This window comes from Staphylococcus cohnii species complex 1663 (assembly GCF_041008415.1).
Lineage (GTDB): Bacteria > Bacillota > Bacilli > Staphylococcales > Staphylococcaceae > Staphylococcus > Staphylococcus ureilyticus.
Genome location: NZ_JBFDVL010000001.1, coordinates 297,118 through 320,955 on the forward strand (window position 1 = coordinate 297,118; position 23,838 = coordinate 320,955).

At 30.0% G+C, this 23,838-nt stretch carries 36 protein-coding genes and 1 riboswitch; of the genes, 23 read left to right on the forward strand and 13 right to left on the reverse strand.

The genetic code is table 11. The annotated features are described in order from the left end of the window. Window position 1: 1 nt before the first annotated feature. Window positions 2-1,099, forward strand: a complete 1,098-nt coding sequence (gene ychF, locus AB1J10_RS01310; protein WP_070038408.1) for a redox-regulated ATPase YchF — start codon at window positions 2-4, stop codon at window positions 1,097-1,099. A 286-nt stretch (window positions 1,100-1,385) separates the two neighbouring features. Here the strand turns inward: ychF and AB1J10_RS01315 are convergent, their stop codons facing one another. Further along, complete coding sequence (locus tag AB1J10_RS01315; RefSeq protein WP_064209658.1) at window positions 1,386-2,183, reverse strand: GH25 family lysozyme; 798 nt, start codon at window positions 2,181-2,183, stop codon at window positions 1,386-1,388. 391 nt (window positions 2,184-2,574) lie between these two features. On the opposite strand from AB1J10_RS01315, the gene rpsF reads away from it, so the two are divergent. Genes rpsF through rpsR form a run of 3 tightly spaced genes read left to right on the forward strand, consistent with a single transcriptional unit; the run spans window position 2,575 to window position 3,700 of the window. Next, window positions 2,575-2,880: a 30S ribosomal protein S6 gene (gene rpsF, locus AB1J10_RS01320; protein WP_019469843.1), complete on the forward strand. Its 306-nt coding sequence runs from the start codon at window positions 2,575-2,577 to the stop codon at window positions 2,878-2,880. Window positions 2,881-2,898: 18 nt separating this feature from the next. Further along, entirely contained in the window at window positions 2,899-3,408 is a 510-nt protein-coding gene (gene ssb / locus AB1J10_RS01325) for a single-stranded DNA-binding protein (protein WP_046207091.1), read from the forward strand. 49 nt (window positions 3,409-3,457) lie between these two features. Continuing rightward, entirely contained in the window at window positions 3,458-3,700 is a 243-nt protein-coding gene (rpsR, locus tag AB1J10_RS01330; protein ID WP_042737618.1) for a 30S ribosomal protein S18, read from the forward strand. Between the two features lie 256 nt (window positions 3,701-3,956). Here rpsR and AB1J10_RS01335 read toward each other — a convergent pair whose 3' ends face one another. Both AB1J10_RS01335 and AB1J10_RS01340 read right to left on the reverse strand, forming a co-directional pair. Next, on the reverse strand, window positions 3,957-4,190 hold the full coding sequence (locus AB1J10_RS01335) for a hypothetical protein (RefSeq protein WP_064264443.1): 234 nt from the start codon (window positions 4,188-4,190) through the stop codon (window positions 3,957-3,959). Between the two features lie 1,469 nt (window positions 4,191-5,659). Next, window positions 5,660-5,875: a hypothetical protein gene (locus AB1J10_RS01340; RefSeq protein ID WP_064209655.1), complete on the reverse strand. Its 216-nt coding sequence runs from the start codon at window positions 5,873-5,875 to the stop codon at window positions 5,660-5,662. A gap of 276 nt (window positions 5,876-6,151) precedes the next feature. Between AB1J10_RS01340 and AB1J10_RS01345 the strand changes: the two genes are divergently transcribed. After that, the gene (locus AB1J10_RS01345; RefSeq protein WP_070038403.1) at window positions 6,152-6,697 is read left to right on the forward strand and encodes a hypothetical protein; all 546 of its coding nucleotides are present in this window, start codon (window positions 6,152-6,154) and stop codon (window positions 6,695-6,697) included. A 312-nt stretch (window positions 6,698-7,009) separates the two neighbouring features. Continuing rightward, window positions 7,010-7,216 (forward strand): hypothetical protein, encoded by a 207-nt coding sequence (locus tag AB1J10_RS01350; protein ID WP_241957786.1) that lies wholly within the window; start codon window positions 7,010-7,012, stop codon window positions 7,214-7,216. Between the two features lie 65 nt (window positions 7,217-7,281). Here AB1J10_RS01350 and AB1J10_RS01355 read toward each other — a convergent pair whose 3' ends face one another. From AB1J10_RS01355 to AB1J10_RS01375, 5 genes are all read right to left on the reverse strand, one after another. Further along, on the reverse strand, window positions 7,282-7,863 hold the full coding sequence (locus AB1J10_RS01355) for a hypothetical protein (protein ID WP_133170629.1): 582 nt from the start codon (window positions 7,861-7,863) through the stop codon (window positions 7,282-7,284). A gap of 506 nt (window positions 7,864-8,369) precedes the next feature. Next, complete coding sequence (locus AB1J10_RS01360; protein ID WP_064209647.1) at window positions 8,370-8,603, reverse strand: hypothetical protein; 234 nt, start codon at window positions 8,601-8,603, stop codon at window positions 8,370-8,372. A gap of 22 nt (window positions 8,604-8,625) precedes the next feature. Then, complete coding sequence (locus tag AB1J10_RS01365; RefSeq protein ID WP_164996913.1) at window positions 8,626-8,763, reverse strand: hypothetical protein; 138 nt, start codon at window positions 8,761-8,763, stop codon at window positions 8,626-8,628. A 24-nt stretch (window positions 8,764-8,787) separates the two neighbouring features. Then, on the reverse strand, window positions 8,788-8,994 hold the full coding sequence (locus tag AB1J10_RS01370; RefSeq protein WP_070038395.1) for a hypothetical protein: 207 nt from the start codon (window positions 8,992-8,994) through the stop codon (window positions 8,788-8,790). A gap of 64 nt (window positions 8,995-9,058) precedes the next feature. Beyond that, window positions 9,059-9,259, reverse strand: coding sequence for a hypothetical protein (locus AB1J10_RS01375; RefSeq protein WP_046207083.1), 201 nt, complete (start codon window positions 9,257-9,259; stop codon window positions 9,059-9,061). 190 nt (window positions 9,260-9,449) lie between these two features. Here AB1J10_RS01375 and AB1J10_RS01380 point away from each other — a divergent pair, with 190 nt between their 5' ends. The 7 genes from AB1J10_RS01380 (at window position 9,450) to AB1J10_RS01410 (ending at window position 12,693) form a co-directional block, all read left to right on the forward strand. After that, window positions 9,450-9,629 carry a hypothetical protein gene (locus AB1J10_RS01380; protein ID WP_064209644.1) on the forward strand — a complete coding sequence of 60 codons (180 nt, stop codon included), beginning with the start codon at window positions 9,450-9,452 and terminating at the stop codon, window positions 9,627-9,629. A gap of 139 nt (window positions 9,630-9,768) precedes the next feature. Next, window positions 9,769-9,960 carry a hypothetical protein gene (locus AB1J10_RS01385; RefSeq protein WP_052722062.1) on the forward strand — a complete coding sequence of 64 codons (192 nt, stop codon included), beginning with the start codon at window positions 9,769-9,771 and terminating at the stop codon, window positions 9,958-9,960. A gap of 117 nt (window positions 9,961-10,077) precedes the next feature. After that, complete coding sequence (locus AB1J10_RS01390) at window positions 10,078-10,353, forward strand: hypothetical protein (RefSeq protein WP_070038393.1); 276 nt, start codon at window positions 10,078-10,080, stop codon at window positions 10,351-10,353. Between the two features lie 11 nt (window positions 10,354-10,364). Continuing rightward, on the forward strand, window positions 10,365-10,583 hold the full coding sequence (gene elxI1, locus AB1J10_RS01395; protein ID WP_046207080.1) for an epilancin biosynthesis-related protein ElxI1: 219 nt from the start codon (window positions 10,365-10,367) through the stop codon (window positions 10,581-10,583). A gap of 557 nt (window positions 10,584-11,140) precedes the next feature. Next, window positions 11,141-11,392, forward strand: a complete 252-nt coding sequence (locus tag AB1J10_RS01400) for a GlsB/YeaQ/YmgE family stress response membrane protein (protein ID WP_064209642.1) — start codon at window positions 11,141-11,143, stop codon at window positions 11,390-11,392. 130 nt (window positions 11,393-11,522) lie between these two features. After that, window positions 11,523-12,053, forward strand: a complete 531-nt coding sequence (locus AB1J10_RS01405) for a hypothetical protein (protein WP_046207078.1) — start codon at window positions 11,523-11,525, stop codon at window positions 12,051-12,053. A gap of 151 nt (window positions 12,054-12,204) precedes the next feature. Continuing rightward, window positions 12,205-12,693 carry a GNAT family N-acetyltransferase gene (locus AB1J10_RS01410; protein WP_064209641.1) on the forward strand — a complete coding sequence of 163 codons (489 nt, stop codon included), beginning with the start codon at window positions 12,205-12,207 and terminating at the stop codon, window positions 12,691-12,693. Window positions 12,694-12,838: 145 nt separating this feature from the next. On the opposite strand, the gene AB1J10_RS01415 is transcribed toward AB1J10_RS01410, so the two are convergent. Further along, a complete protein-coding gene (locus AB1J10_RS01415; protein ID WP_070038390.1) occupies window positions 12,839-13,024 on the reverse strand; it encodes a helix-turn-helix transcriptional regulator in 186 nt (61 codons plus the stop codon). 565 nt (window positions 13,025-13,589) lie between these two features. Here AB1J10_RS01415 and AB1J10_RS01420 point away from each other — a divergent pair. From AB1J10_RS01420 to AB1J10_RS01435, 4 genes are all read left to right on the forward strand, one after another. Beyond that, window positions 13,590-13,778 (forward strand): hypothetical protein, encoded by a 189-nt coding sequence (locus tag AB1J10_RS01420; RefSeq protein ID WP_046207074.1) that lies wholly within the window; start codon window positions 13,590-13,592, stop codon window positions 13,776-13,778. Window positions 13,779-13,979: 201 nt separating this feature from the next. Then, window positions 13,980-15,296 (forward strand): LysM peptidoglycan-binding domain-containing protein, encoded by a 1,317-nt coding sequence (locus tag AB1J10_RS01425; RefSeq protein WP_070038385.1) that lies wholly within the window; start codon window positions 13,980-13,982, stop codon window positions 15,294-15,296. Between the two features lie 139 nt (window positions 15,297-15,435). After that, window positions 15,436-16,131, forward strand: a complete 696-nt coding sequence (locus AB1J10_RS01430; RefSeq protein ID WP_046207072.1) for a hypothetical protein — start codon at window positions 15,436-15,438, stop codon at window positions 16,129-16,131. Window positions 16,132-16,303: 172 nt separating this feature from the next. Continuing rightward, on the forward strand, window positions 16,304-16,540 hold the full coding sequence (locus AB1J10_RS01435) for a hypothetical protein (RefSeq protein WP_046207071.1): 237 nt from the start codon (window positions 16,304-16,306) through the stop codon (window positions 16,538-16,540). 98 nt (window positions 16,541-16,638) lie between these two features. On the opposite strand, the gene AB1J10_RS01440 is transcribed toward AB1J10_RS01435, so the two are convergent. Together AB1J10_RS01440 and AB1J10_RS01445 are read right to left on the reverse strand one after the other, a co-directional pair. Further along, complete coding sequence (locus AB1J10_RS01440; RefSeq protein ID WP_046207070.1) at window positions 16,639-17,943, reverse strand: TrkH family potassium uptake protein; 1,305 nt, start codon at window positions 17,941-17,943, stop codon at window positions 16,639-16,641. 94 nt (window positions 17,944-18,037) lie between these two features. Continuing rightward, window positions 18,038-18,775 (reverse strand): poly-gamma-glutamate hydrolase family protein, encoded by a 738-nt coding sequence (locus tag AB1J10_RS01445; RefSeq protein WP_046207069.1) that lies wholly within the window; start codon window positions 18,773-18,775, stop codon window positions 18,038-18,040. Window positions 18,776-19,166: 391 nt separating this feature from the next. Here AB1J10_RS01445 and AB1J10_RS01450 point away from each other — a divergent pair, with 391 nt between their 5' ends. From AB1J10_RS01450 to merA, 3 genes are all read left to right on the forward strand, one after another. Then, window positions 19,167-19,571 carry an SRPBCC domain-containing protein gene (locus tag AB1J10_RS01450; protein WP_064209637.1) on the forward strand — a complete coding sequence of 135 codons (405 nt, stop codon included), beginning with the start codon at window positions 19,167-19,169 and terminating at the stop codon, window positions 19,569-19,571. Between the two features lie 162 nt (window positions 19,572-19,733). Next, a complete protein-coding gene (gene hypR, locus AB1J10_RS01455; RefSeq protein ID WP_070038382.1) occupies window positions 19,734-20,192 on the forward strand; it encodes a redox-sensitive transcriptional regulator HypR in 459 nt (152 codons plus the stop codon). After that, window positions 20,179-21,501, forward strand: coding sequence for a hypothiocyanous acid reductase MerA (merA, locus tag AB1J10_RS01460; protein ID WP_070038379.1), 1,323 nt, complete (start codon window positions 20,179-20,181; stop codon window positions 21,499-21,501). Before hypR ends, merA begins: the two co-directional genes overlap by 14 nt. 104 nt (window positions 21,502-21,605) lie before the next feature. Here the strand turns inward: merA and AB1J10_RS01465 are convergent, their stop codons facing one another. Further along, window positions 21,606-21,782 (reverse strand): hypothetical protein, encoded by a 177-nt coding sequence (locus tag AB1J10_RS01465; protein WP_164987250.1) that lies wholly within the window; start codon window positions 21,780-21,782, stop codon window positions 21,606-21,608. A 218-nt stretch (window positions 21,783-22,000) separates the two neighbouring features. Here AB1J10_RS01465 and AB1J10_RS01470 point away from each other — a divergent pair, with 218 nt between their 5' ends. Further along, window positions 22,001-22,420, forward strand: coding sequence for a GNAT family N-acetyltransferase (locus tag AB1J10_RS01470; protein WP_064209635.1), 420 nt, complete (start codon window positions 22,001-22,003; stop codon window positions 22,418-22,420). A 41-nt stretch (window positions 22,421-22,461) separates the two neighbouring features. Here AB1J10_RS01470 and AB1J10_RS01475 read toward each other — a convergent pair whose 3' ends face one another. Beyond that, window positions 22,462-22,686 carry a hypothetical protein gene (locus tag AB1J10_RS01475; RefSeq protein WP_019469882.1) on the reverse strand — a complete coding sequence of 75 codons (225 nt, stop codon included), beginning with the start codon at window positions 22,684-22,686 and terminating at the stop codon, window positions 22,462-22,464. A gap of 259 nt (window positions 22,687-22,945) precedes the next feature. Further along, window positions 22,946-23,043, forward strand: a riboswitch (guanidine-I (ykkC/yxkD leader). A 52-nt stretch (window positions 23,044-23,095) separates the two neighbouring features. Here AB1J10_RS01475 and AB1J10_RS01480 point away from each other — a divergent pair. Continuing rightward, window positions 23,096-23,422 carry a DMT family transporter gene (locus AB1J10_RS01480; RefSeq protein WP_070038377.1) on the forward strand — a complete coding sequence of 109 codons (327 nt, stop codon included), beginning with the start codon at window positions 23,096-23,098 and terminating at the stop codon, window positions 23,420-23,422. Continuing rightward, a complete protein-coding gene (locus AB1J10_RS01485; RefSeq protein WP_070038375.1) occupies window positions 23,422-23,736 on the forward strand; it encodes a DMT family transporter in 315 nt (104 codons plus the stop codon). Before AB1J10_RS01480 ends, AB1J10_RS01485 begins: the two co-directional genes overlap by 1 nt. The last annotated feature ends 102 nt before the right edge of the window (window positions 23,737-23,838 follow it).

Sequence of the window (23,838 nt, forward strand, 5' to 3'; positions counted from 1 at the left end):
AATGGCTCTAACAGCAGGTATCGTTGGGCTTCCAAACGTAGGGAAGTCAACACTTTTCAATGCAATTACTAAAGCGGGTGCGCTCGCAGCGAATTATCCATTCGCAACGATTGACCCTAACGTAGGGATTGTTGAAGTTCCAGATCATAGATTAGATGTATTGACAGATATGGTACAACCCAAAAAAACAATACCAACGACTTTTGAATTCACTGATATTGCAGGGATTGTTAAAGGAGCTTCAAAAGGTGAAGGGTTAGGAAATAAATTCCTATCTCACATTCGTGAAGTTGATGCAATTTGCCAAGTCGTACGTGCATTCGATGATGATAATGTGACACATGTTTCTGGCCGTGTTAATCCTATTGATGATATTGAAGTTATCAATATGGAACTTGTATTGGCGGATTTGGAATCAGTTGAAAAACGGCTACCAAAATTAGAAAAAATGGCAAGACAAAAAGATAAAGATGCGGTTAATGAAGTTCGCATTTTATCAAGAATTAAAGAAGCTTTAGAAGAAGGTAATCCAGTAAGAAGTTTAGAATTTACGGAAGAAGATCAAAAATATGTAAATCAAGCACAATTATTAACATCTAAAGAAATGTTATATATTGCTAATGTCGGAGAAGACGAAATTGGCGATGAAGATAATGAAAAAGTTCAAGCTATTCGTGAATATGCTGATAAGGAAAGTTCGGAAGTCATTGTCATCAGTGCTAAAATTGAAGAAGAAATTGCTACATTGGATGATGATGATAGAGCAATGTTCTTAGAAGATTTAGGCATTGAAGAGCCCGGTTTAGATCGTTTAATTCGCACAACTTATGACTTATTAGGTTTGGCAACATACTTTACAGCAGGTGTGCAAGAAGTACGTGCTTGGACATTCATAAAAGGTATGACAGCTCCACAATGTGCAGGGATTATTCATACTGACTTTGAACGTGGTTTCATACGTGCAGAAGTAACGAGCTACGATGATTATGTAGAATTTAATGGTGAAAATGGTGCTAAAGAAGCTGGAAAACAAAGATTAGAAGGTAAAGAATACATTATGAAAGATGGAGACATCGTTCACTTTAGATTTAATGTATAAAATAAAAGCTTACGTGTTACTTAATATGGTAACACGTAAGCTTTTTTCAGAAATTTGGAAAGTAAGTATGCCGGGAGTCTTGAATGTTCATTTTGTTCATAGAAATTTTTTCGTTAAATTTAATTGGCATAAGGTTAAAATTTTAACTATATATACTTCTTAATCCTTGATGTATGAATAAATACAAACGGTGATACGAATATTGGTTAAAGGTAAAAGTGACATGACATTAGTTGTACTAAGTTTTACTTATCAAAATAGCATTATGAATGCTGCGATGAAAAACTTAAGATGTAAACCATGATGTGTCTACACCAGGTCCCGTATAATTTGCATCGACATTTTGGTTTAATTCAGGTGAAGCATAGCTATCTGTATATTGCCATAACACATGTTCTTGTGTTGGTTGCTCTTGGTTATAGTTAGCGAGCCAATAACCATCATATTGTCCCACTGATTCTGAAGCATGTTCTTTCATAAAGTTTTCATATGAATAAAATAAGATTTTTTTATCTCCAGCAAGGCTACGCATTTTGTCATACCAGGCAGTTGTACTTTCATCAGCGGTACCCGATGTCACAGTATTTTCTTCAAAATCATTGATATAAAAACTGGCTTTAGGTGCACGATTGTATAAAGTTTGCGCTTCATATCTGGCATCATCAGGATTTTCGTACATACTATAAGAATAAACACCAAAGTCCAAGTTATATTTATCTAATAAATTTGAGTTATGTTCTAATGTTGCATCGACTTTTTCAGAACCATATTGTGCACGAATAATAATGAAATCATAATTTGCTTTTAAATCTTTGACTTGTTGTGCTGAAAGCTTACCTTGCCATTCGGAAATATCTAAGACCCTTTCACCAGTAGCGGTTGTATTGGGGTTTGAACGAAAGGCACTTTCTTGAGTTTCATTATTTTTTTCTTCAGGGTGTTTTTCAATATACTTTTGATAGCCATATCCCATGGTTCCTTTTTCGCTTGCTGTATTTTCAGTTGCATGTACAGTATTAAATGTTATTGTAGTTGCAAATAGGACACTCATGGACAGCAATCCTTTTTTAATAACTGAAGTCATATAAATCTCCTTTGATTAATTTTGAATTATGTAAACATGTCCTTTGATTTTAATGATATAAATCAAGAACGTATATGATATGCTATTAGAATTAAAATGATTTATCAAGTTTATCTGAAATAACTTTTAAATTTATTTATAATCATTTAAAAAGGAATATAATATTTTATGAGTTAGATGGAATGTCGCGTGAATTTGCAAGTTGTAGGATGCTGAGGTAATGAAATGTTTCATATGAAACATGAGATAAAAATGTCAATTTGAACGTCTGATAATCATTGTAAAATGTAAAGCTCTGTGCTATAATTCTTGATTGTGAGTAATGAAAATTATTCCTTGCTTACCACAAAGATGGTGAGCCGCATAGACCACAAGGAGGTGCAATTATAAAATGAGAACATATGAAGTTATGTACATCGTTCGTCCGAACATTGAAGAAGATGCTAAAAAAGCTGTCGTTGAACGTTTCAACGGTATCTTAGCTTCTCACGGATCAGAGGTTTTAGAAACTAAAGATTGGGGCAAACGTCGTTTAGCTTATGAAATTAATGATTTCAGTGAAGGTTACTACAACATCGTACGTATCCAAACTGAAGACAATGAAGCGACTGACGAATTCCAACGTTTAGCTAAAATCACAGACGATATCATCCGTTATATCGTAATTCGTGAAGACGAAGATAAGACAAGAAAATAATAAATGGGGGTCGTTTAAATGATAAATAGAGTTGTTTTAGTCGGTCGTTTAACGAAAGATCCAGAATATAGAACAACACCCTCAGGCGTGAGTGTTGCGACTTTTACTCTAGCAGTAAATCGTACGTTTACAAATGCGCAAGGGGAACGCGAAGCTGATTTCATTAACTGCGTTGTTTTTAGAAAACAAGCAGAAAATGTAAATAACTACTTATTCAAAGGTAGTCTAGCTGGCGTTGACGGTCGCATTCAATCACGTAGCTACGAAAACCAAGAAGGTCGTCGTATATTTGTAACTGAAGTTGTCTGTGATAGCGTTCAATTCCTTGAACCTAAAAACCAAAATCAGCGTCATGCTCAAGAAGGAAATAATAATTTCCAAAATTTTGGTGGACAACAATCCGGACAAAATACGTCTTCTTATCAAAACAATAACAACAATAATCCATCAAACAATAATCAATCAGATAACCCATTTGCAAATGCAAACGGCCCTATTGATATTAGTGATGATGATTTACCATTCTAATTATAATGAACGTATAAAACTAAAAAAATTTTAAAAGGAGGCAGTTACCATGGCAGGTGGACCAAGAAGAGGCGGACGTCGTCGTAAAAAAGTTTGTTATTTCACAGCAAACGGAATTACACACATCGACTATAAAGATACAGAATTATTAAAACGTTTTATCTCAGAACGCGGTAAAATTTTACCACGTCGTGTAACAGGTACTTCAGCTAAATATCAACGTATGTTGACTTTAGCTATTAAACGTGCACGTCATATGGCATTATTACCATATGTTAAAGAAGAACAATAATAGATATTGTATCTGAAAACCCCGTAGGCTAAGGCTTGCGGGGTATTTTTTGTGCGTTTGGATCGAAAAAGGCAGGATGTGAAAATTCTAACTTCCAAAATACATAATTAAAAACAAACCAATTAATAATATAATTCTTGTAGTAGATTCATTTGTTATCTCTACATATAAAAATAATAAAGGGAGACGATTTACCCATGAAGAAAATCATTTGTCATTTAATAAATCAAACTTTGACTTGTTCATTTTTTCAGAACTATTCGTCATCTTCCAATAAATTAGCGACATTAACAGTTATCTCTTTTGTAACAGGGTTGATACTTACATCTTCGCTGTAGCCTAAAGATTTTATTTGCATGAAATCATTTTTTATTTTTAACGCTATTTCAACGCGTTGAAATCCTTGTAAAATTAATAATGTATCGTCATTAACAACGACATCATGTGAACCTTTTCCATTTATAGTGACATTCCAATTATTAAACTGCATTCTTTAATTCCTCCTTGTTATTTACTACTTCTCTTTCTTAAAGCTAAATGCTAAAAAAGATATACTAATAACCAAAAATAAAGGCATTATGGTAATAGATAATACTAGAAATGTCATTGCGAAAACAAAGTACGTTTCATCTACTTTATATTTACCGAATCTAATAATATTCCTCCTATTTACGCTTCTCAAATCCGTATATTAAGCAAATTACAAATACTACAAAAACTGCTGGTACAAATATAGATACTACTAAAAGTGGTATGGACATAATTAAATAGTTGTAATCGTATTTGCATTTACCTATTTTCATAATATCCTTCCCTTTATTTACTTTCCTTATCATTTCTTCTGCGTTTTAAATATGATTTGATTTCTAATATTAGAATAAGTATAAAAACAATTAAACTGAGTATTGAAAAGCTCAAAAAGATTATACTATCTTTAGTTAATATATTATGAATTGATAAAATGATAAAAAATATAATTATAGGTAAAGATGATAAGTCTTCTGATTTGAACGTTTTAGAATTTTTGTGTATCATCTTATCTTCTTTTTTTCTGGAAACAATTAGTAATAAAATAGAATTTATTAAAATTAAAAGGATAAGTAATATTGCCACAGTCAAATTAATAGTATTGAAATAATCTAATATTAACAGGAGTATCGATAGGACAAGATTAATTATGTGATGTATATACAATGGCTTGTTCATTACCTACTCCCCTTTCAACGATATTTAATTAAAATTTCATTATGTATCTCGCAACCATAAAATAGGACGTTCGTGTGAAAAGACACGTAGTAAATGGTTAATCCTTATTCTTTTCTCTCTTTAATGAACTCTTTAAAATACAAGTAACCATCGAGCATTGTACTTAATATGAAGCTTATTGCTTTAATTACTATACCTATAATGTACTCCACAGCGATACCCCTTTGTAAACGTAATAGGTATTATTATATTTTGCGTACGTATGATAGGACACAGTTATTGCTGCTATTCTTTTTTCTCATCGACTTTCTTATCCTTGCGTCTAAACATCTTACTCAATAACTTTGATGTTTCCTGTTCAAATATGCTTACTATAGCTACAATTATATCTATTATTTTGATTATGATTCCTATAAGTATATCCATAATAACGCTCCTTTATGTAAGTATTGGGTACGATTTATTGGATTTTTGTTTGATCATTGAATTTTAAAATCCATAAAATTGAAGAGGTCAACAAAACTTTTCTAGCATTTTGTTAATTTACGAGCTAATGCACTAAAATGGAGCATCTGTCTATTATTAGAATATGGCTAGATAACCAAAACACAAAAAGTCTGATTGCATTAGTAAAAAAATAATAATTGACAATATCAAAAAATGTAAAAGCGCAAGTTTATCAAAATACCATTCCCAAAAAGTTGGTATTTATAGAAATATCTTGTTTAATCAGTAATAAGGTTTTAAAGTAACTTATTTAAAATAACTTAAGTAGATTGCAATAATAACGAAAATTACAGCAATAATACTATGCACCAATAAATTCCAATAGAATAACTTTTTAGTCATCGGTTTGAAGTTATTACGTTTTACCCGTCTATTATTTTCCCAACGATATATAGATGCCCAAAAGTAAGCGTATACAGGTATAACAATGATTCCTAATATTATCGCAACAGGTAAGCTCATTATTAATCACCTTTTTGTATAAGAATAGCATGGAAATATTTAATTGTTAACAATGTAAAAATGAACGTTAGTTCCTGGAATGATACTGTGTTATTACTGTTTAATGGATGTAGTGTTAGAGGTTTATAGATGTTGAGGAGCTATCGTTCATACACAACAAAAAACTAATTTTTACACTACCTTAATTGAAATGAATTTTAATTTTGTTAAACTTATTTTGGGGATGTTATTTATATAGTAATTTGGGAGAATTATTATATAAAAGGAGATTTAATATTGAATAAGCAAATTAAAAAAATATTAACTGCTAGTGTAGCTACTGCGATTCTATCTGGTCCTGTATATTTTACTATTGATTCTGGTAAAGCTAATGCTGAAACTATAAGTGAAATAGATAAAGAAATGAATCAAAGAAAAGAGATTGGTGATGCACTCTTAAAAGAGATTGATAATAGTAAAAGTGATTTTAAAGATCCGGCAGTTGCTGAAAGGCTAAAAGGGCAAGTGAAAAATTATAGAGATGGTGTAGCTGAAAGAGGCAAAGCCACAATGACTGCAAAAGCAGGAGCACAAGCAATTAGAGCTACTGTAAATAAGGTCGGTGAAAAGGCATGGAACAAATTGGTAAAGAAAATAGAAAATACAACTGGTACTAAACTCGTTATGTTCCATTATCAAAGTATTAATAAATTTTGTGATATTTTAACAGGTTTTGAAGGCAACTTAGCAGATGGTATAGCGAATGGGTTAACTAATAAGTTTGGTTTTAATAAACAATTTGCATATGTCGTTGCTAGAGCATTTATAGCAATTGTTTTGTAGGTTTTACATATGAGTAATAATAAAAAAATTTATCTAATATTTTTAGTAATAACATTTATAATTTATATTTCTTTGCCAATTATTTTTGATGATAATTCTTTTAACATACGTTTATTTGCCATATTCCCATTATTATTTTTTGGTGCATTTTTATTTTCTTCTAACTCTAATAATAAAAAGTAATGAAAATACTTCTGTTTAATATTTCTTTACACTAAGGCAATTTAAATAAATATTTAGCCTACTCCATAGATTTGTGGAGTGGGTTTCTCTTAATATTAATATTTAGCTTTTATATAATAAGAAATGAAGGTGTTTGTATTGCCTAAATCACAACAAGTAATATTAGCAATTTTATTAGTATTAATAGGTTTTAATATTTTCTTACCTATAATAGGTGCAATTTTTAAAATTGAAATTTTAGAGTTTGGCTCAATTTTTATAAAGGTACTTGATAGCATAACTTTAATGGTTGCAATCATCTTTGTATACAGACAAATTAAACGTAAAGGTTTTTAAATAAAAGTATGTAACCCACTACCTCTGAATTGAGGAGTGGGTTTAAGAATACGATCCTTTTGGTATTAATCGTTGATATTAATTGTATTAATAATATCTTCATGAGTTAAATCTATTAAATCAATAAACTTAAATACTGTATCTTTATAATTTTGATGTAAAAATTGATATCTTTTAACTTCTTCTGAAAACTCATCTTTTCCATTGAAGTTTTGTATTATATGTTGAGGTTGTACTAATTGTATTGATAACTCTAAAGACACCATTCCTTGTCCATTAATATTATTATAAGTTTTTTTAAGTTCTGGGAAATAATTTATGTTTTTATTAATTTCTTTTTCTACTAATTTACTACCTTGTTCTAGAGAAAGAATTTTAGATTCAGTTTTTTCAAATTCTTCATTTGATATAGTACAATTAGGCAATTTAGATTTAAATAAACTGTTGTATATTTCAAAAACGGCATTTGTGTAACGAATTTTTTCGATTATTTGATCTTGCAAAATTTCAATTCTTTCTAGTTTGTTGGTTATTAAATAGTTATATGTTTCTAGTTTAATTCTTCGATTGAATTCAACTTTATCTTTTTCTCTTTCCGAGTGTAATTCTTTTGATAATTTTTTGAAAGAAAAAAATTGGTTTATCATAGCGACAACTCCACCAGAAATTATCCCACTAGTTAATGTTAAGAGAGTATTATCCAAATTATTGCTCCTTTACAATTTTTTTAAGTATATATCAAAAAAGTAATAAAGTGTATTATGAAAAAATGTATTTTATTTAAATATAAGAACAGACTTGCTTCTAAAGAAATTCAATGTTGTTCGCAAAAAGTTCGCAAAGTTGCGAAATAGTGTGAATGTTCATGGACTTTCAATATAAAAACATAGACTATAAAATGGCTTAATAACAGTATTTAGAACATTAATGATTATTCATGAAAAGTAGCATATAAAAGAAGAACAATAATAGATATTGTATCTGAAAACCCCGTAGGCATATACCTACGGGGTTATTTTTGTGTGTTTTATATTTTTGGAAAGGGCATTAAACTTTGCTCAAGGGTAAGAAATTACTAATTTTAAATAAGTGTATTTTAAGTGAACTTTCTATAATTTCATTATTGTTGAAGTTTGTATAGTGATGATTTAGATTAATCGTCATCATCTAATAAATTTGTAACATTTACAATGATTTCTCTTGTATCAACATTAAACGATACATCATTTCCATAACTTAGTGATTTAACTTTTATAGCATCATTTTCCAATTTTAAATATAGGGCAACGTGTTGATAGTTTTCTAAAATAACTAGTGTATCTTCGTCTCTGACTATATTATATGATCCTTTGCCATTAATTGTAACTGTCCAATTATTGAATTCTATGATACCCATCTCCTTTTATATATTATTCATCTTTTTCTAATCCTAAAATAACCATTAACACCACTGAAATGAGCATGAATGGTACAAAAATAGATGTTATTAAAAATCCGACAATCACGATTAGGTAAAATTCATCAATTTTATATTTGCCAAATTGCATCATAACACTCCTCGTAAAGTTATATTACTTCTTGTTATAATCATCTATCGTAACGCCATCTTTTTCTATTTTTTTCGTACTAGCCCGTATTAATAAAATTGCATTACCTATAAAAAGTACTGCTAATATTAATGAAGTGGTAAATCCACTAATGTTTGTATAATTAAAAATTATGAGTGTTATCATTAAAATGATATTAATTGTATGGTGTATAGCCATTCTCTTATTCACTTTCTTCACCCCTCAGATATTGATTCTCTATTTTTAAAATTTGGATTCAAAAATTTGTAATGAACTACCCAGCATTATTGTATTTTGACTCGAAATCCATGAGTGCAATAGTATAATTTTTCCACCATGAATCTTTTTGATAATATTCTAAAAGTACTTTTAATTCCATAATACTATATGTAACTGTGCAATCTGCAAATATCAAAGGATAAGATAGTGTATGTCCTTCATACCAAAAACCCATATCATCAATTAATCTATTCAAATTATGTCAACTCCTAGAATACTTTGGGGGTGTTGCTATTTATTCGTATAACTTTGATGTATTTAAGTATCATATTGCTTAAATCATATATATATGAATTTAAAATTTTTACTTTTTGATGGATACAACATATGCTTTATAAAAAGTATGTTAGCATTGAAATAATATTATAACAAAAAGGGGTAATTATATGTGGAATAATATTGAGATAATTGTTTCATTTGTTATATTTATAGGTGCGCTCATATTTGCTGTTTATTCATTTTACAATAATTCTATTACAGTTGGCGTTGGTGCTTTAATTGTGACTACAGTAAATATCTATTACATGATTAAGGCATTAAGAGCTAAAAGAGAAGATAATTACTAAGTGTAGATAGTGTATTAAAGAAATATAGAGACATTTGGATAATTCAGCACATTATTAATAAATTAACTCAATATATAAATTTATGTAAATACGAGTGAAATATTTTTCTAAAAGTATTAGTTCAACAGGAGTGAGAAATTTGAGAAATAATATGGATATGAGTTTTATGATTGCTAATTTTATGAATATAATTTTAGTATTATTATTTGCTTTTGGTACATTCAATCATCTTAATGTTTTTCTTACCGTGATTTTTGCAATAATAACTGTTTTAAATGCAGGCTTTTTGCTTTATAAAAGTATTGAAATTTCAAAGAAAAGTAACCGTTAAAAGGCTTAACTAAAGTGCTTTCTACCTTTATAGTCCACTCATAGAAATTTAAAAAACATAAATACTAATCATAAGTATTTTAAAATGAATGTTCATATTGCATTTGGGAGGCATTTTATGAATCATGAAAATAATAAGAAAAAATATAAGACAATAGAAGTGATAGCAAACACTTTTGGCATAGTAGCTTTGATCTTAGTATTTGCCTCATTGATTCTAGCTTTGATCTTTGAATGGAAATTTCTGGACTATATTGTTAACGGGTCTGGTATACTTACTATACTAAGTTTAATCATAGGTGCGATACCACACGTTATGGAAAAAAATATCAAGAAAATCATTTTTGATTTTCTCTTTATTGTAATTATAGCGTTTATTTTTTATAACTTATAAGGGGGCTATACATGAAACTTATCACTAAGATTTTAGATGTTTTAGTATGGATATGCGTTATTTTATTGTTTAGTAAGTATATTGTTAAATATGCGAATATGATGTTTGATTGGAATTTAAGATGGTATTTTCTTGAAGATATTCCTCATTTAGCATTGATATTATTTATTTTACTATTTGTATTTGCAGTACCTTCTGAAATGATAAAAGAAAAACATAATAATGAATAAAGTCATACATCATATTTTTGTGTTATTTGAAAAGAAGATTTGGAATGATTTTGAAGATATTAGCCATCTTTTTATAAATCAATCTCTTTCTAGCGCTATATTTAGGTAAAAAGTATAGTGCTTTGAAACAAAAAACTGCATCAAATCAATGTTTTGAAAGCTATCAAATTCAATGATACATATAGATAAGTTTATAATATAGCTGTCTATCATTATAGTTATAATCCCTTATTGCATTAAATGAAAAAATAAAATTATAAGATGAAATCAAGCACATGTTACAAATTTAAGATTTACATTACTGTCACGTAGTTTTATAATTAGTTTTGCATGCCCACGGGTGTGCGAAAATGAGGAGATGGGTTTTCTGTGTGCCCTTGGGCATGCAGAAGATTCATAACTCCCGTTATAAGGCCCCTTTTATTAGGGGTCTTTTTGTATTTAAAAACATTGATTACCATTTACGTAAATAAAGTAATTGTGGTATTGTATTTTCATGTTGATTATCGTAATATTCATGTGTTTAAAAATATACAAATAAAAAGGAGTTTATGCATATGAGTTTTATAATAATGATCATTGTAGGTGGCCTTATCGGCTGGATTGCAGGTGCTATCGTAGGTAAAGATATTCCAGGAGGTATCATTGGTAATATTGTTGCTGGTCTAATTGGTTCTGCGATTGGTAGTAGATTGCTTGGTACTTGGGGCCCAGTATGGGGCGGCGTACCAATTTTCCCTGCATTGATTGGCTCAATTGTATTTATATTTATCGCTTCACTTATTATTAGTGCGCTAAGAAAAAAATAATTAAGATAAATCGACTTACAAAAAGTTAGAAAAAATTTTTATTATAACGGGTAGAAATTATGATCTTTTTTGTGAAAATATTACGATAATCAACGACCATCTCTCAATGATAATATAAAGGTGGTTTAGTATGATAAATATTATTTCAGCTATTGGTTCTATTGGAACTTTTATAATGGCACTATTTTATTTTGTTTCAGTTTCAATACAACTGTACCAAATGAAAATAAGTTTTATTCCTGCGCTTGGATTTAATCAAATTTTACTTTCTTTAGATAAAGATAATCAATTACAAATGATTAATACAAGTTCTGATTCTGTTGAACACCAAGATTATTTGAAAATTTTTAATCTAGGTGGCGGAGCAGCAAAAGATATTAAGATTGAAATTATTCTTAATGAAGATAACGTAATTCAAAAGAAATATGTAAGTATATTACCAAGTAAAGAAGGTTATTTATTACCAATTAATAAAGATGTTTTTGATGAATTGCAAAGTACCATTCAAAATAATGGTTATGAATCTAATTTAAATATTAGAATTAATTATTATCATAACGTTAGTAGAAAAGTAAAAACAATCATGTTAAATGGTAAATTAGATAGATTTAATACGTATGATGAAAAAGAACTTTATGAATTACAATTTATTAATAAATAATACTATTTGTGCTTTGTGCATATATAAATATTTTTATGAAAAACACTCATTAGATAACTTTAGGGTTATGGTGAGTGTTTTTGTTATGTTTTATGACATAGATTTGCTGTAGATATACTTTGAATATACAATGAAATAGAGGTGAAACGATATGATACGACAAGCACGTCAATCAGATTTACAATCGATTTTAAGTATATATAATCATGCAATATTAAATACGACTGCAGTTTATACATATGAGCCAGTAACCATTGAAGAAAGAGAAACTTGGTTTCATACAAAATTAGAGCAAGCTGAACCCATTTTTGTATATTTAAAAGATGGCCAAGTTGTTGGATTTGCAACATATGGTGCGTTTAGAAATTGGCCAGCGTATCAATATACTGTAGAACATTCGATTTATGTTGACCCAGAAACTAGAAATGAAGGTGTAGCTTCACAACTTTTAGTTAAATTAATTGAAGAAATTAAAAACAGAAATTATAAGACAATTGTTGCAGGTATTGACGCATCAAATACTGCTAGCATTAAATTGCATGAAAAATATGGTTTTGAATTATGTGGAACTATAAAAAGTGTCGGTTATAAATTTGACAGATGGTTAGATTTAGCTTTTTATCAATTGATATTGAAATAATTATGTTTAAAGCCAACGATGCTATTTTAGAGCAAGTAAATAAAGTATTATAGAAATTGTGCCGGACATGATGTTAGATAAGTTATTTTAATCGTTTGGTAAGTCAGTGGAAACATTTTGCGATACGTATTAGCATCAATGCTAATTAGCTAAACAAATCATCAACGGTAGTATTGAGCATTGATGCCAGTTTAAATGCTAAAGATAATGATGGATCATATTTATTATTTTCAATCGCATTAATGGTTTGTCTAGAAACGCCAAGTGCTTGACTAAGTTTTAATTGGGAAATGGCCTTCTGCTTGCGATAATATTTGATTTTGTTTTTCATTTTATCTTCCTTTTATGTATATTTACGTTTTACGTAAAAATAGTTCATAATCGTTAATATGAAAATAATGATAATGACGGATAGCTCTGGATAAGTTGAAAAAAAGCTGTGATTAAAGTCCCATACATTAATTATACGCAATATAAATGTTAAGAGTAGGGCGTGTATTGTCCAAACGCAAGTTCTAGCAAGTACTTCTGTGAATATTTTAATTTGCCTTTCGTCATATTGATGATTAGCTTGGTCAGATATCTCTGAAGGTAAAAATTTATGTGACAGTATCGTCCGTCCAGCTGACTGTAAATAATAAAACAACAATAAAAATGATGAATAATTTCATAATGAAGCCTCCATGAGTAGAAAATTTTTCATTTTCAACATAAAAAACATGTGCCTAAATATCAAATGTTTTTGACATTTTTAAATAGAAAATAAAAGTGCTCGTTAGTTTAATAAGTAGAAAGGGTATGGATAAATAAATAATATGACCTTTTCATAAGAGATTTTTAGGTTTTTGTAGTGATACGGTTTGAAAATCTTATTCATATGACTTGGGGTGATTGTGATGGCTGTGTTTGCCTTGTTATTTCATTTAGTCTGTTTAATTATTGTTTTAATCGCAGGTTTTAAAGCATTAAAAGAGTTCAGAAAACCTATGAACCAACGTAATCAAAGAAAAATTGATTCCATTTTAGTACTTGTGTTAGTGGTGGCTTTGATTGCGATACTGTCTAGTGTTTTTACAGATATTTAATAAAATGTCGTTGCTCAAGTGAGCGACGGCTTTTAATTTTGTTTTAGAAACGGTAAATGTCGTTAATATGAAGTATAAAATAATATTTCATTTTGTAATTAATTCAATATTAATATAGAATGAATTAAAGAAGTTTTGTAAATGAAAATTTTTGCTACTTAATAGTAAACGGATTAATATTTTATTCAAGGAGATGTCGTTATGAAGTTTAGATTTAGTGTTTCATTGTTGTTGGTTTCAAGTTTATTATTGTCACAAACTGTAATGGCAGCACAAGAAAATAAAAGCACTCAGGATACAAAGAAAAATGATACACAAAATAAAGAAAATACGAGTAAAGCCATTGATTATGAAAAAGCTCAAAAAATGAGTCCGCAACAATTGAAAAATGCATTAACACCAGGAGATTTAAAGTTACATAATAAAGATGGTGAACGTCAAAATACTGAAATGAGAAGTTTTTCAGCAAATCGAGCATATCAAGATGTAAATACATACATAGCAAATAATAATATAAAACCAGCTAAAATCGTACAAGATTCTAGAATGAATAACTTACCCAAGTATAATTATAAATCTGGCAAATATATCGGTGTAGTAATTCATGAAACGGCCAATCCAAACAGTACAATTGATGGTGAGGTAAATTACATGTACAACAATTATAATAGTGCATTTGTACATGCGTATGCGGGTAGCGATAAAATTGTGCAGACTGCGCCAAGTCAATATTTAGCTTGGGGTGCAGGTGCTAACGCTAATCCATATTTTTATCAAATTGAATTAACAAGATCAAACACATTTGATGGTTTTGCAAGATCAGTTAATAACCAAGCATATTTAACCGCAAAAATGTTGAAAGCCAATGGGCTACAACCTTCGCTTGCTGACAATAATCAAGGGACAGGCACAATTATAAGTCACAATGCGGTAAGTCAATATTGGGGTGGTTCAGACCATTCAGATCCGATTGGCTATTTCGGACAATGGGGATATAATATGAACCAGTTTTACAGTTTAGTACAAAAACACTATAAATCTCTATCAGGTGGTAGTAGTGATGGAGCAATTACTGGTAGCACTTATAAAGTATCAAAAGGTGATACGCTGTATAGTATTTCGAGAAGAAGTGGCGTTTCAATAGATAATATTAAGAAATGGAATAAATTAACGAGTAACACACTTTCTGTAGGACAAGTATTAAAGTTAAAAAATCCTAACACACCAAGTGATTCTATTACTGGAGATTCACATAAAGTGGTTGAGGGAGACACACTTTATAATATTTCAAAACGAAGTAAAGTGAGTGTAGCAAACATAAAAAAATGGAACCATTTAAAGTCTGATAATATTAGTAAAGGACAAATTTTATATTTAGTTAAGACATATACGGTTAAAAAAGGTGATACTTTATACAGTGTTGCTAAAAATCAAGGTACTACTGTAGATAAAATTAAAAAGGATAACAAGTTGAGTTCTAATAGTTTGAAAGTAGGGCAAATTTTAAAAATAAAATAGAAGTATTGCATATAAACGAGCAAGTCTTAATGGACTATGCTCGTTTTTTAATACATTGAAAAATGATTTTTGAATATAATTGTGAGCGTCATAGTTTCGTGTTACTTTAATAATATAAAATCATAGGTGGGTATAGATAATGAAAAAAATCATTTTAATACTGTCATTGTTATTTTTATCAGTGATTTTGACAGCATGTGGTAACAACGAAAAAAATAGTGATGATGTTGAGCAAAGCAGTAATACAAACAAACAAGATGAAGACAATGATCAGCGTGAGGAACGACAATCTACAGAACAAAGTGAAGCAAAAAAGGATCAGTCGTTACCTCAAGATTCAACGGCTGAAAATGACAAGAATACAGATTCAAAAGCTAAAAAGAAAAACGATAATGTTTCAAAAAAGAAAAATGACGATAATAGTACAAGTTATTTAACAGGTTTAAGTGCTTCAGAGATCGAATACGCACGTGTTTGGCATCAACTAGGTATGATTAAAGATGTCAAAAATATTTATGTCAAAAAATATCCAAAAGGGTCACCAGTAAATGAAAATGCGGAAAAGAGCGCAAAGTATCCTGAGGATGTTGTTAAATTAGAAGCGCCAATGAAAGTGGGTGGCTCAATAACATATAGTAGTAATGGGGATGGAACTATTAATATTTATAAAAAAATTCCTTACAGATGGGAGACAAGCACATCTTCGAACCCTGAGGATGTTTATCAAGACACTAAAAATGCAGTTGAGCAAGATGTAGAAACAGTTGAAGTTAATGCAACAGACAATGCACAAATCAAAAAGTTAGCCCAAAGAATACAATTGGTTAATGAATGATGCTTTGTGGTATAAAGTAAAGAACAATTTTGAAGTGATTTGATCATGGCATCAACAATTCTAAGTATTTTATAATTATGTGCAGTGTGATACATTATATGTAATCGTAATTAGGAAATCGTTAGCATACGATATATAGTTCGTAACTTTAAATTTAGTTGAGGTGAGACGCATGTTAACTAAAGGTATTAAATATCCATATGTTAAATTCTTTTTTGATGTGATTGGTATTTTATGTGCGATAAGCGTATTAGCGATCATATTTGTTAATGGTTTTACCAACAGTCAATCTGGTAACTTTAGTTTAGGATTCGAAATAACTGGTACACATATGATAATGATGAATATTTTGGTATTGGTGACAATGATTTGTGCAATAACATCAACAATTTTAAGAAGAGTAAAATAGTGTGATGAGGGTTTGATTAGATTGTACTGAAACGAATATTTATGTGAAGTAGAAACAGACCAGAAATTAAAAACTAATTTCTGGTCTGTTTTCATTTTTTATAGATGCACATTTTCTTTAGCATAATAAAATTTTTGCTTTTTTTCAGTAATAAATAATTGGAGAAATGTAAGTATACCAATTTTACCTATTAACATTGTGAGTACAATGACTATTTTCGTTGGGCTATCATATAATGTCGTGAAATTCATCGATAGCCCAACAGTGCCGAAAGCGGAAATCACTTCAAATAATACTTTAGAATAAGGTATTGCCGAATTCAAATAACTTACAATAAATGAGATAAATATAACAAATGTCCCGGCAGAAAATGTAATGGCCACAGCAGTTTTTAATGTATGGTCATGTATAGATTTTTTGAAAATAGAAGGGTGTTGTTCGTTTTTTAATGTACTTTTTATAAATAATAATGTTAAGACTAAACTTGTTACTTTAATACCACCTGCAGCACTGATAGGGGCGCCACCAATAAACATTAAAAGCATTAATAATATTGAAGTAGGTGGTGTGATTTGTCCGATATCGACACTGTTAAAACCAGCAGTTCGTGTCGTAACAGACTGAAAGAATGAAGCGCCAAGTTTTTCTAAAAATGATAAATGCATCATAGAATGGTTATATTCTAAAAAGTAAAACACAACCGAACCAATAAATATGAGTATGACATATGTCGTTAATACTATTTTTGAGTGTACGGTTAATTTACTTAACTTTCTTGTTGTAGCGACGTCTAAAAAGACAAGCGGTCCAATACCGCCCATGATGATAAGAATTGGAACGATTATAGTTATTATAGGGTCATTAACAGTGCGCATCATATTATCACTAAATAATGAAAAACCAGCATTATTAAAAGCAGAAATTGAAGTAAACACACTTAAAAATAGCCCTTTACCAAAGCCATATTTTGGAATAAATGATAGTGCGATACATATTGCTCCAATGAATTCTGTAAGGATACTATAAACGACGAATTGAAGAATCAATTTGATGACGCCACCAGGTGTTTCAATGTTCCAGGTTGTCATAATCAAATAACGGTTTCTTAAACTGATTTTTCGATGCATCAGTATCAGCGTTAAAAGTGTTACCGTGACTATTCCTAACCCACCAATTTGAATAAGTAATAAAATAATAGTATCGCCTAACCAATTAAATTGACTAGATATATCTATAGTCGCTAGGCCAGTAACTGTAAATGCACTAGCAGAGATAAAAAATGCGTCTACAAAATCTAAAGGTTTTACACCTGTGACCGGTAGATATAATAATAAGGTGCCAACGATTGTGGTGAATAAAAACAACATTAAATACATATATAATGGTTTGTTTAATAGTCTCATTTTTAAAGTCCCTCGCATTTTAATAATGAGTATTTTATACTCATTATTAAAAAAAGCAAGTTAATTGATAGAAGTAAACTGAAAAAATTAATTTTTAAGTTTGTGAACGAATGCCTTTAGTGACGGCTTCAGCGAAATCATAAATTGAATTTCGGTATTTATTCGTGTTTTCTCTCGTCTTTCTGTTTAAATTGTCCTTTTTGAAAAATGATTTTCTAATAGATGTAGATATCTCCAGTTGAACTCCGGAACCTGAGTCATTTTCATTGATGAAATTTTTAGAAGAACGGCCATTAATATTATTTGGACTTTTTTCTACATTAAACCCTTCTTTTTCTAATTCTTTTTTTATGGATTGCGCCATTTTTTTATCCTGGCCGCCGATATAAACGATATCTTTATCACCTTGAAATCCGTGTATTGAGATAGATTCTTGAGAACGATTTGTCATTTCTTTCAATTTAGGATCGTCAAAATTGGTAGATGTAATATGCAATTGTTTGTTACTTGATTTTAGTAAGCCTTCAAAGCTATATAAATTAAAGTCTCCTTTTTTAGAAATGATTTTAGCTAATTCGGAGGTGCCCGGTTCTATACCGCCACCATGTATCGCAGTAATAAGTATATCTTTATTATTTGTTTTTTTAACATTTCTTTGCCAATCACGCTGTTTCACTGTATCTGATTTTAATTGAGCGAAATTTTGATATTTATCTTGATTGGGTGACTGGTTATTGTTCCATATGTATGTAAAGTATAGACTAACTAGTATGATGCCAACAATAACAAGCATAACTAAATAATATACGTAAGTGCTTAGAATATTTTTCATCGTTAACTCCTGATCAAAAGTATTTACTGACTAGTAAAGTATAACAAATTTATTAATGCTGCATAGATTATATGTTATTTACAATTATGTTAATAACATTGTAATGAAATTTACATATCAGGGTATGAAAGATATAGAGTGAATTATTAAATTGAAAATGAAATAGCTTGGATATTTTAGAAAAAGTAATAACGACGGCATGGAGAATAAAACATGTACTGACCGAGCATTATGATAACCATGTTTATGAATTTATGATCAACGCTAACATGTGCGGTTAGTCTTTCCTGTTCGGTCAATCACGCTGAATGCCTTAATAAGACATAGTGATGTGTTTTTATGATTGAATGATTACAAAATATTTAATTTTAGAAGAAAGGTTGTGAATTTTTTGGATATAGTAACTAAAATGCAAGTCAATGTATCTAGTGATCAAGTGTTTGAAGCTTTTGTCAATCCAGATTATATAGGAGGATTTTGGTTTTCTTCAAGTTCTGAACGTTGGGAAGAGGGTAAAACAATTACCTTACGATATGAAGAGTATCATGCTGAAATCGATATTTTAATAGAAGATATGGTTGAAAATGAAATGATTCAATTTAAGTGGGGCGATAATCATGTAACAATACAATTCGATGGTGATGATAATCATACAATTGTAACTACTACAGAAAAAGATATAGAAGAAAATGATGTAGCACGCTTATTAGGCCAAAAAGAAGGCTGGGTATATATGCTTAGTTGTCTGAAATCATATTTAGAATATGGCAATAAAATAAGAGGTGCATTATTGTAACTATCCAACTAGGATTGAAAGCATGGCAATGTTTAACTTTGTTCACGCTTTCAATCCTTTTTATATATTTTTCAAATACCAAAACAAAAATTTTGCACGATATGGTTTAATATGTTTAAATGTAACTATAAAAGTTTCAATTAAAGATAAAAGGTGATTTCTTTGAATTTAGAATTCAATATAGCAGTACATTTACTGACTTTTTTGCTAAAACATGATGATGAGCGTTTTAGCAGCAATGAATTAGCGGAACGTATCTGTATTAATCCGGCTCAATTACGCAGGGTAACTCGTAAGTTAAATCAACATCATTATTTAGCTACTTCTAGAGGTAAATTTGGAGGGTATCAGGCTAATGATATGACAGCAAATGTTAACTTGTCTGAACTATTTGTGATGTTTAAAGAAGATCGCTCAGAAGGACGTTTATTTACTGGAGATGCTGGTAGTGACTGTGAAGTTTCAAGAGAAATTGGCAACACGATGTTTAAGTTTCATCAAAAAGAAGAAGAGCTATTAATTAATTATTATCAAAATGTAACGATTAAAGACGTTTTAAATGAAACGATTAAAGACGTTTTAAATGAAACGATTAAGGAGGATTATTATGAAAAAGTATGATTTATTAATAATTGGATTTGGTAAAGGTGGTAAAACTTTAGCAAAATTTGCGTCTGGCCAAGGAAAAAGTGTAGCTGTAGTTGAAAAATCGCAAAAGATGTATGGTGGTACATGTATTAATATAGGTTGTATTCCTTCAAAAACACTTGTGCATGAAGGTTTAGCACACGGTTCATTTGAACAAGCTTTTTCTAGAAAATCCGATGTAGTAAATGCACTAAACAGTAAGAATTATCATAATTTAGCAGATGATAATAATATCAACGTATTAGATTTTACTGCAGCATTTAAGTCTAATAATGAAGTAGAATTATTAGATGAAAATGGTGAAGTACAAGAAACACTTACTGCAGAAGATATCGTGATTAATACAGGTGCACAACCAATCATTCCATCCATCGAAGGTGTAGAAACATCACAACATTTATATGATTCTACCGGCATTATGGAATTGGCAACACAACCTAAACGTTTAGTTATTGTGGGTGGAGGCTATATTGCATTAGAATTTGCCTCTATGTTTGCGAACTTTGATACACAAGTAACTGTTTTAGAGAAACATGATGATATCATGCCTAAAGAAGATAAAGATATTGTTGCAGAAGTTAAAAAAGATCTTGAAAATAAAGGTGTTAATCTTGTATTAAATGCGGATACAGAGCGTTTTGAAGATAATGCATCTGGCACAACAGTACACACGACACAAGGAAGCTATGAAGCGGATGCGGTATTATTAGCTACTGGTCGTAAACCAAATACAGACTTAGGTTTAGAAAATACAGATGTTGAAATTGGTGAACGTGGAGAAATCAAGGTAAACCAAAACTTACAAACAAACGTGCCAAATATTTATGCATTAGGTGATGTTAAAGGTGGCATGCAATTCACGTATATTTCATTAGATGACTTCAGAATTGTAAAAGATCAATTGTTTGGTGATGGCAAACGTACGACCGAAAATCGCGGTGCTGTGCCATACACTGTATTTATTGATCCACCATTATCACGTGTAGGTTTAACAGCAGAAGAAGCAAAAGCACAAGGTTATCAAATTTTAGAAAATGCAGTACCTGTAAACACAATTCCGCGTCATAAAATAAACAATGATACAAGAGGTTTGTTTAAAGCAGTCGTTAATAAAGAAACAAGTGAAATATTAGGTGCTACTTTATATGGCTTACAATCTGAGGAAATTATTAATTTAGTAAAATTAGCAATTGACCAACATTTATCTTATGAAGTATTAAAAGAAAATATTTATACACATCCTACAATGGTTGAATCATTTAATGATTTATTCAATATGTAAAGCAAATATTTTTAACAAATATTAAAAAGTTTTTAATCAAAAAGAGCAGGGTTAAGTAATCTAGTGTAACTGGATTACGACCCCGCTCTTTTTTATATGATGATTTATATAATTGATTTAATAATTTGACCTATGAGTCCGAAAATACCGATGATTAAACAGACCACACCAAAGCTGACTAAACTTTGTTTTTTGCCGACACCTTCTTTTTTAGGTGTACGGTTATTTATGATGAGCAACACAATACCAACGATAATGAGTAATATTGAAACAATCCACATTTTGCGTCCCTCCTTACTTGTATCGATAAAATAATAACGTCTTTACTATCTCTTTACCCTGTTAACTGTTTATATTAACGCCTTCTTTGTACATCATATGTGATGTATGATGTGACATTAAAAGATGATTTAAATATATTATAAATGATTATGTAATGTAAGGGTATAGAAAGCTATAAAATAGATTGATATACACAAATTATGAGGGTGTGATAGAGATGAAAATAGATTATACTTATGTATTTGACTCACATGATTTAGAAGATTTTATAAAAATATATCACTCGAATGGTTGGATGGGGCATAATAAGGAAAAAATTAAGACCATTTTTAATGCTAGCACACATATCGTGGTGGCAAAGCATAATGGTAGTGCTATAGGATTAGCGAGAGCCTTATCAGATGGTGTATTTAACGCAGCTATTTATGATGTTATCGTGGATCAGTCCTATCAAAATAAGGGTATAGGTTATGACATTGTATGTAGAATGATTAACCAATTGGGGCAGGTGTCTTGCGTGCATTTAATTTCAACGCATGGCGTCGAAGGATTATATCAAAAATTAGGTTTTCGAAAATTAAAAACAGGTATGGCCATTTATGCAAATCAAAAATTAAAAGATGAGTATACTGATTAATGTCTATCAGCTATACTCACCTTTTTGGTCGAGAATCTAGATTATAAAATATTGTGACTCACATCCTCATGTGAATAATTTTTCAATAGAGAACAACCCAGTGGATGATGACCATTGTCAACATAATGGTTGATTTCTTCTAGTACATCTAAAATTTCATACTCTGGTGTATTTACATCAAACGTATATTTGAATACTTGCTTCTTGTCAGATAATACAGTTGCAACGAGTTCATTATTTTGCATTTTGTAATTTAATAATTTCATAATAATCCCTCACTTTTATTAATCGTTTTAGTCCGTTTATCAAAATACTCAATTGAGAATAAGTTTCATTGACGACGCCGTTACATTATAATTATTATAATGTAATCCTTATTATACATTAAAATATATAAAATGTAGAGAGTTTTGACTTAAAAATTAATTTAAAACGCTTTCTTTATAAGAATTAATATAATTTATTGTATACTGAATCATCTTAACTTGAAGTTTGAAGTGTAATTTGATACGATTTCAATAATTGAATAAACCTTTCTAGGGTTCCACGACGATGGTGTTGGTTCGGTCCGAGAGAAAGGCACATATTAATATGTGACACGGAAGGATAAAAGCCTGGGAGATAGTATAGATGACTATCTCTCAGGCTCTTTTAATTTTAAAGGAGGATTTTGTTATGAATTGGTTAAAAATTGTGATTGCAGCACTCTTTGAAGTGGGATGGGTTATTGGCTTAACTCATGCTTCATCAGTATTCGAGTGGATATTGACAGTTATTGCTATATTTTTAAGTTTTTACTTACTTATAGATGCTTCAAAAGTATTACCGGTAGGGACATCTTATGCAGTCTTTGTAGGACTTGGTACAACTGGCGTTACCCTAGCTGATTTTATATTCTTTGATCAACCATTTAACCCAGAGAAAATCATTTTAATAATGACATTGTTGCTTGGTGTAATTTGTTTGAAATTAGTGACGACAAATGAAGGGGGGTATTCATAATGGCTTGGATTTTACTGATTTGTGCAGGTATATTTGAAATGCTTGGTATTACATTTTTGAATGCTTATGTGCATAGTCGCAAATATAAATCGCTTGTTTGGATGATAACTTTCTTTGCAATTAGTTTTTTAACATTATCTATTGCTATGAAACAGTTGCCTATGAGCACTGCATATGCTGTATGGACTGGCATTGGTGCTGTTGGCGGAGCAGTTTTAGGTATGCTTTTTTACAAAGAGTCAACGGATATTAAACGAATTATTTGTATTCTAGTTATATTGGGTAGCACCATTGGTTTGAAATTATTAAGTTAAAATTAACTGAGTTATACCACATAAATTATTTTTCCATTTCACGGCTTTCTATGATTGACCATTGACCAAATTTTGGATTTCGTTCATATATTATTTGAACAT

Excerpts from the sequence above, each read along its gene's own strand:
- ychF (WP_070038408.1), top strand. The coding sequence starts at position 2 with ATGGCTCTAACAGCAGGTATCGTTGGGCTTCCAAACGTAGGGAAGTCA.
- AB1J10_RS01315 (WP_064209658.1), bottom strand. The coding sequence starts at position 2,183 with ATGACTTCAGTTATTAAAAAAGGATTGCTGTCCATGAGTGTCCTATTT.
- rpsF (WP_019469843.1), top strand. The coding sequence starts at position 2,575 with ATGAGAACATATGAAGTTATGTACATCGTTCGTCCGAACATTGAAGAA.
- ssb (WP_046207091.1), top strand. The coding sequence starts at position 2,899 with ATGATAAATAGAGTTGTTTTAGTCGGTCGTTTAACGAAAGATCCAGAA.
- rpsR (WP_042737618.1), top strand. The coding sequence starts at position 3,458 with ATGGCAGGTGGACCAAGAAGAGGCGGACGTCGTCGTAAAAAAGTTTGT.
- AB1J10_RS01335 (WP_064264443.1), bottom strand. The coding sequence starts at position 4,190 with ATGCAGTTTAATAATTGGAATGTCACTATAAATGGAAAAGGTTCACAT.
- AB1J10_RS01340 (WP_064209655.1), bottom strand. The coding sequence starts at position 5,875 with ATGAGCTTACCTGTTGCGATAATATTAGGAATCATTGTTATACCTGTA.
- AB1J10_RS01355 (WP_133170629.1), bottom strand. The coding sequence starts at position 7,863 with ATGATAAACCAATTTTTTTCTTTCAAAAAATTATCAAAAGAATTACAC.
- AB1J10_RS01365 (WP_164996913.1), bottom strand. The coding sequence starts at position 8,763 with ATGCAATTTGGCAAATATAAAATTGATGAATTTTACCTAATCGTGATT.
- AB1J10_RS01380 (WP_064209644.1), top strand. The coding sequence starts at position 9,450 with ATGTGGAATAATATTGAGATAATTGTTTCATTTGTTATATTTATAGGT.
- AB1J10_RS01390 (WP_070038393.1), top strand. The coding sequence starts at position 10,078 with ATGAATCATGAAAATAATAAGAAAAAATATAAGACAATAGAAGTGATA.
- elxI1 (WP_046207080.1), top strand. The coding sequence starts at position 10,365 with ATGAAACTTATCACTAAGATTTTAGATGTTTTAGTATGGATATGCGTT.
- AB1J10_RS01400 (WP_064209642.1), top strand. The coding sequence starts at position 11,141 with ATGAGTTTTATAATAATGATCATTGTAGGTGGCCTTATCGGCTGGATT.
- AB1J10_RS01405 (WP_046207078.1), top strand. The coding sequence starts at position 11,523 with ATGATAAATATTATTTCAGCTATTGGTTCTATTGGAACTTTTATAATG.
- AB1J10_RS01410 (WP_064209641.1), top strand. The coding sequence starts at position 12,205 with ATGATACGACAAGCACGTCAATCAGATTTACAATCGATTTTAAGTATA.
- AB1J10_RS01415 (WP_070038390.1), bottom strand. The coding sequence starts at position 13,024 with ATGAAAAACAAAATCAAATATTATCGCAAGCAGAAGGCCATTTCCCAA.
- AB1J10_RS01420 (WP_046207074.1), top strand. The coding sequence starts at position 13,590 with ATGGCTGTGTTTGCCTTGTTATTTCATTTAGTCTGTTTAATTATTGTT.
- AB1J10_RS01425 (WP_070038385.1), top strand. The coding sequence starts at position 13,980 with ATGAAGTTTAGATTTAGTGTTTCATTGTTGTTGGTTTCAAGTTTATTA.
- AB1J10_RS01430 (WP_046207072.1), top strand. The coding sequence starts at position 15,436 with ATGAAAAAAATCATTTTAATACTGTCATTGTTATTTTTATCAGTGATT.
- AB1J10_RS01435 (WP_046207071.1), top strand. The coding sequence starts at position 16,304 with ATGTTAACTAAAGGTATTAAATATCCATATGTTAAATTCTTTTTTGAT.
- AB1J10_RS01440 (WP_046207070.1), bottom strand. The coding sequence starts at position 17,943 with ATGAGACTATTAAACAAACCATTATATATGTATTTAATGTTGTTTTTA.
- AB1J10_RS01445 (WP_046207069.1), bottom strand. The coding sequence starts at position 18,775 with ATGAAAAATATTCTAAGCACTTACGTATATTATTTAGTTATGCTTGTT.
- merA (WP_070038379.1), top strand. The coding sequence starts at position 20,179 with ATGAAAAAGTATGATTTATTAATAATTGGATTTGGTAAAGGTGGTAAA.
- AB1J10_RS01465 (WP_164987250.1), bottom strand. The coding sequence starts at position 21,782 with ATGTGGATTGTTTCAATATTACTCATTATCGTTGGTATTGTGTTGCTC.
- AB1J10_RS01470 (WP_064209635.1), top strand. The coding sequence starts at position 22,001 with ATGAAAATAGATTATACTTATGTATTTGACTCACATGATTTAGAAGAT.
- AB1J10_RS01475 (WP_019469882.1), bottom strand. The coding sequence starts at position 22,686 with ATGAAATTATTAAATTACAAAATGCAAAATAATGAACTCGTTGCAACT.
- AB1J10_RS01480 (WP_070038377.1), top strand. The coding sequence starts at position 23,096 with ATGAATTGGTTAAAAATTGTGATTGCAGCACTCTTTGAAGTGGGATGG.
- AB1J10_RS01485 (WP_070038375.1), top strand. The coding sequence starts at position 23,422 with ATGGCTTGGATTTTACTGATTTGTGCAGGTATATTTGAAATGCTTGGT.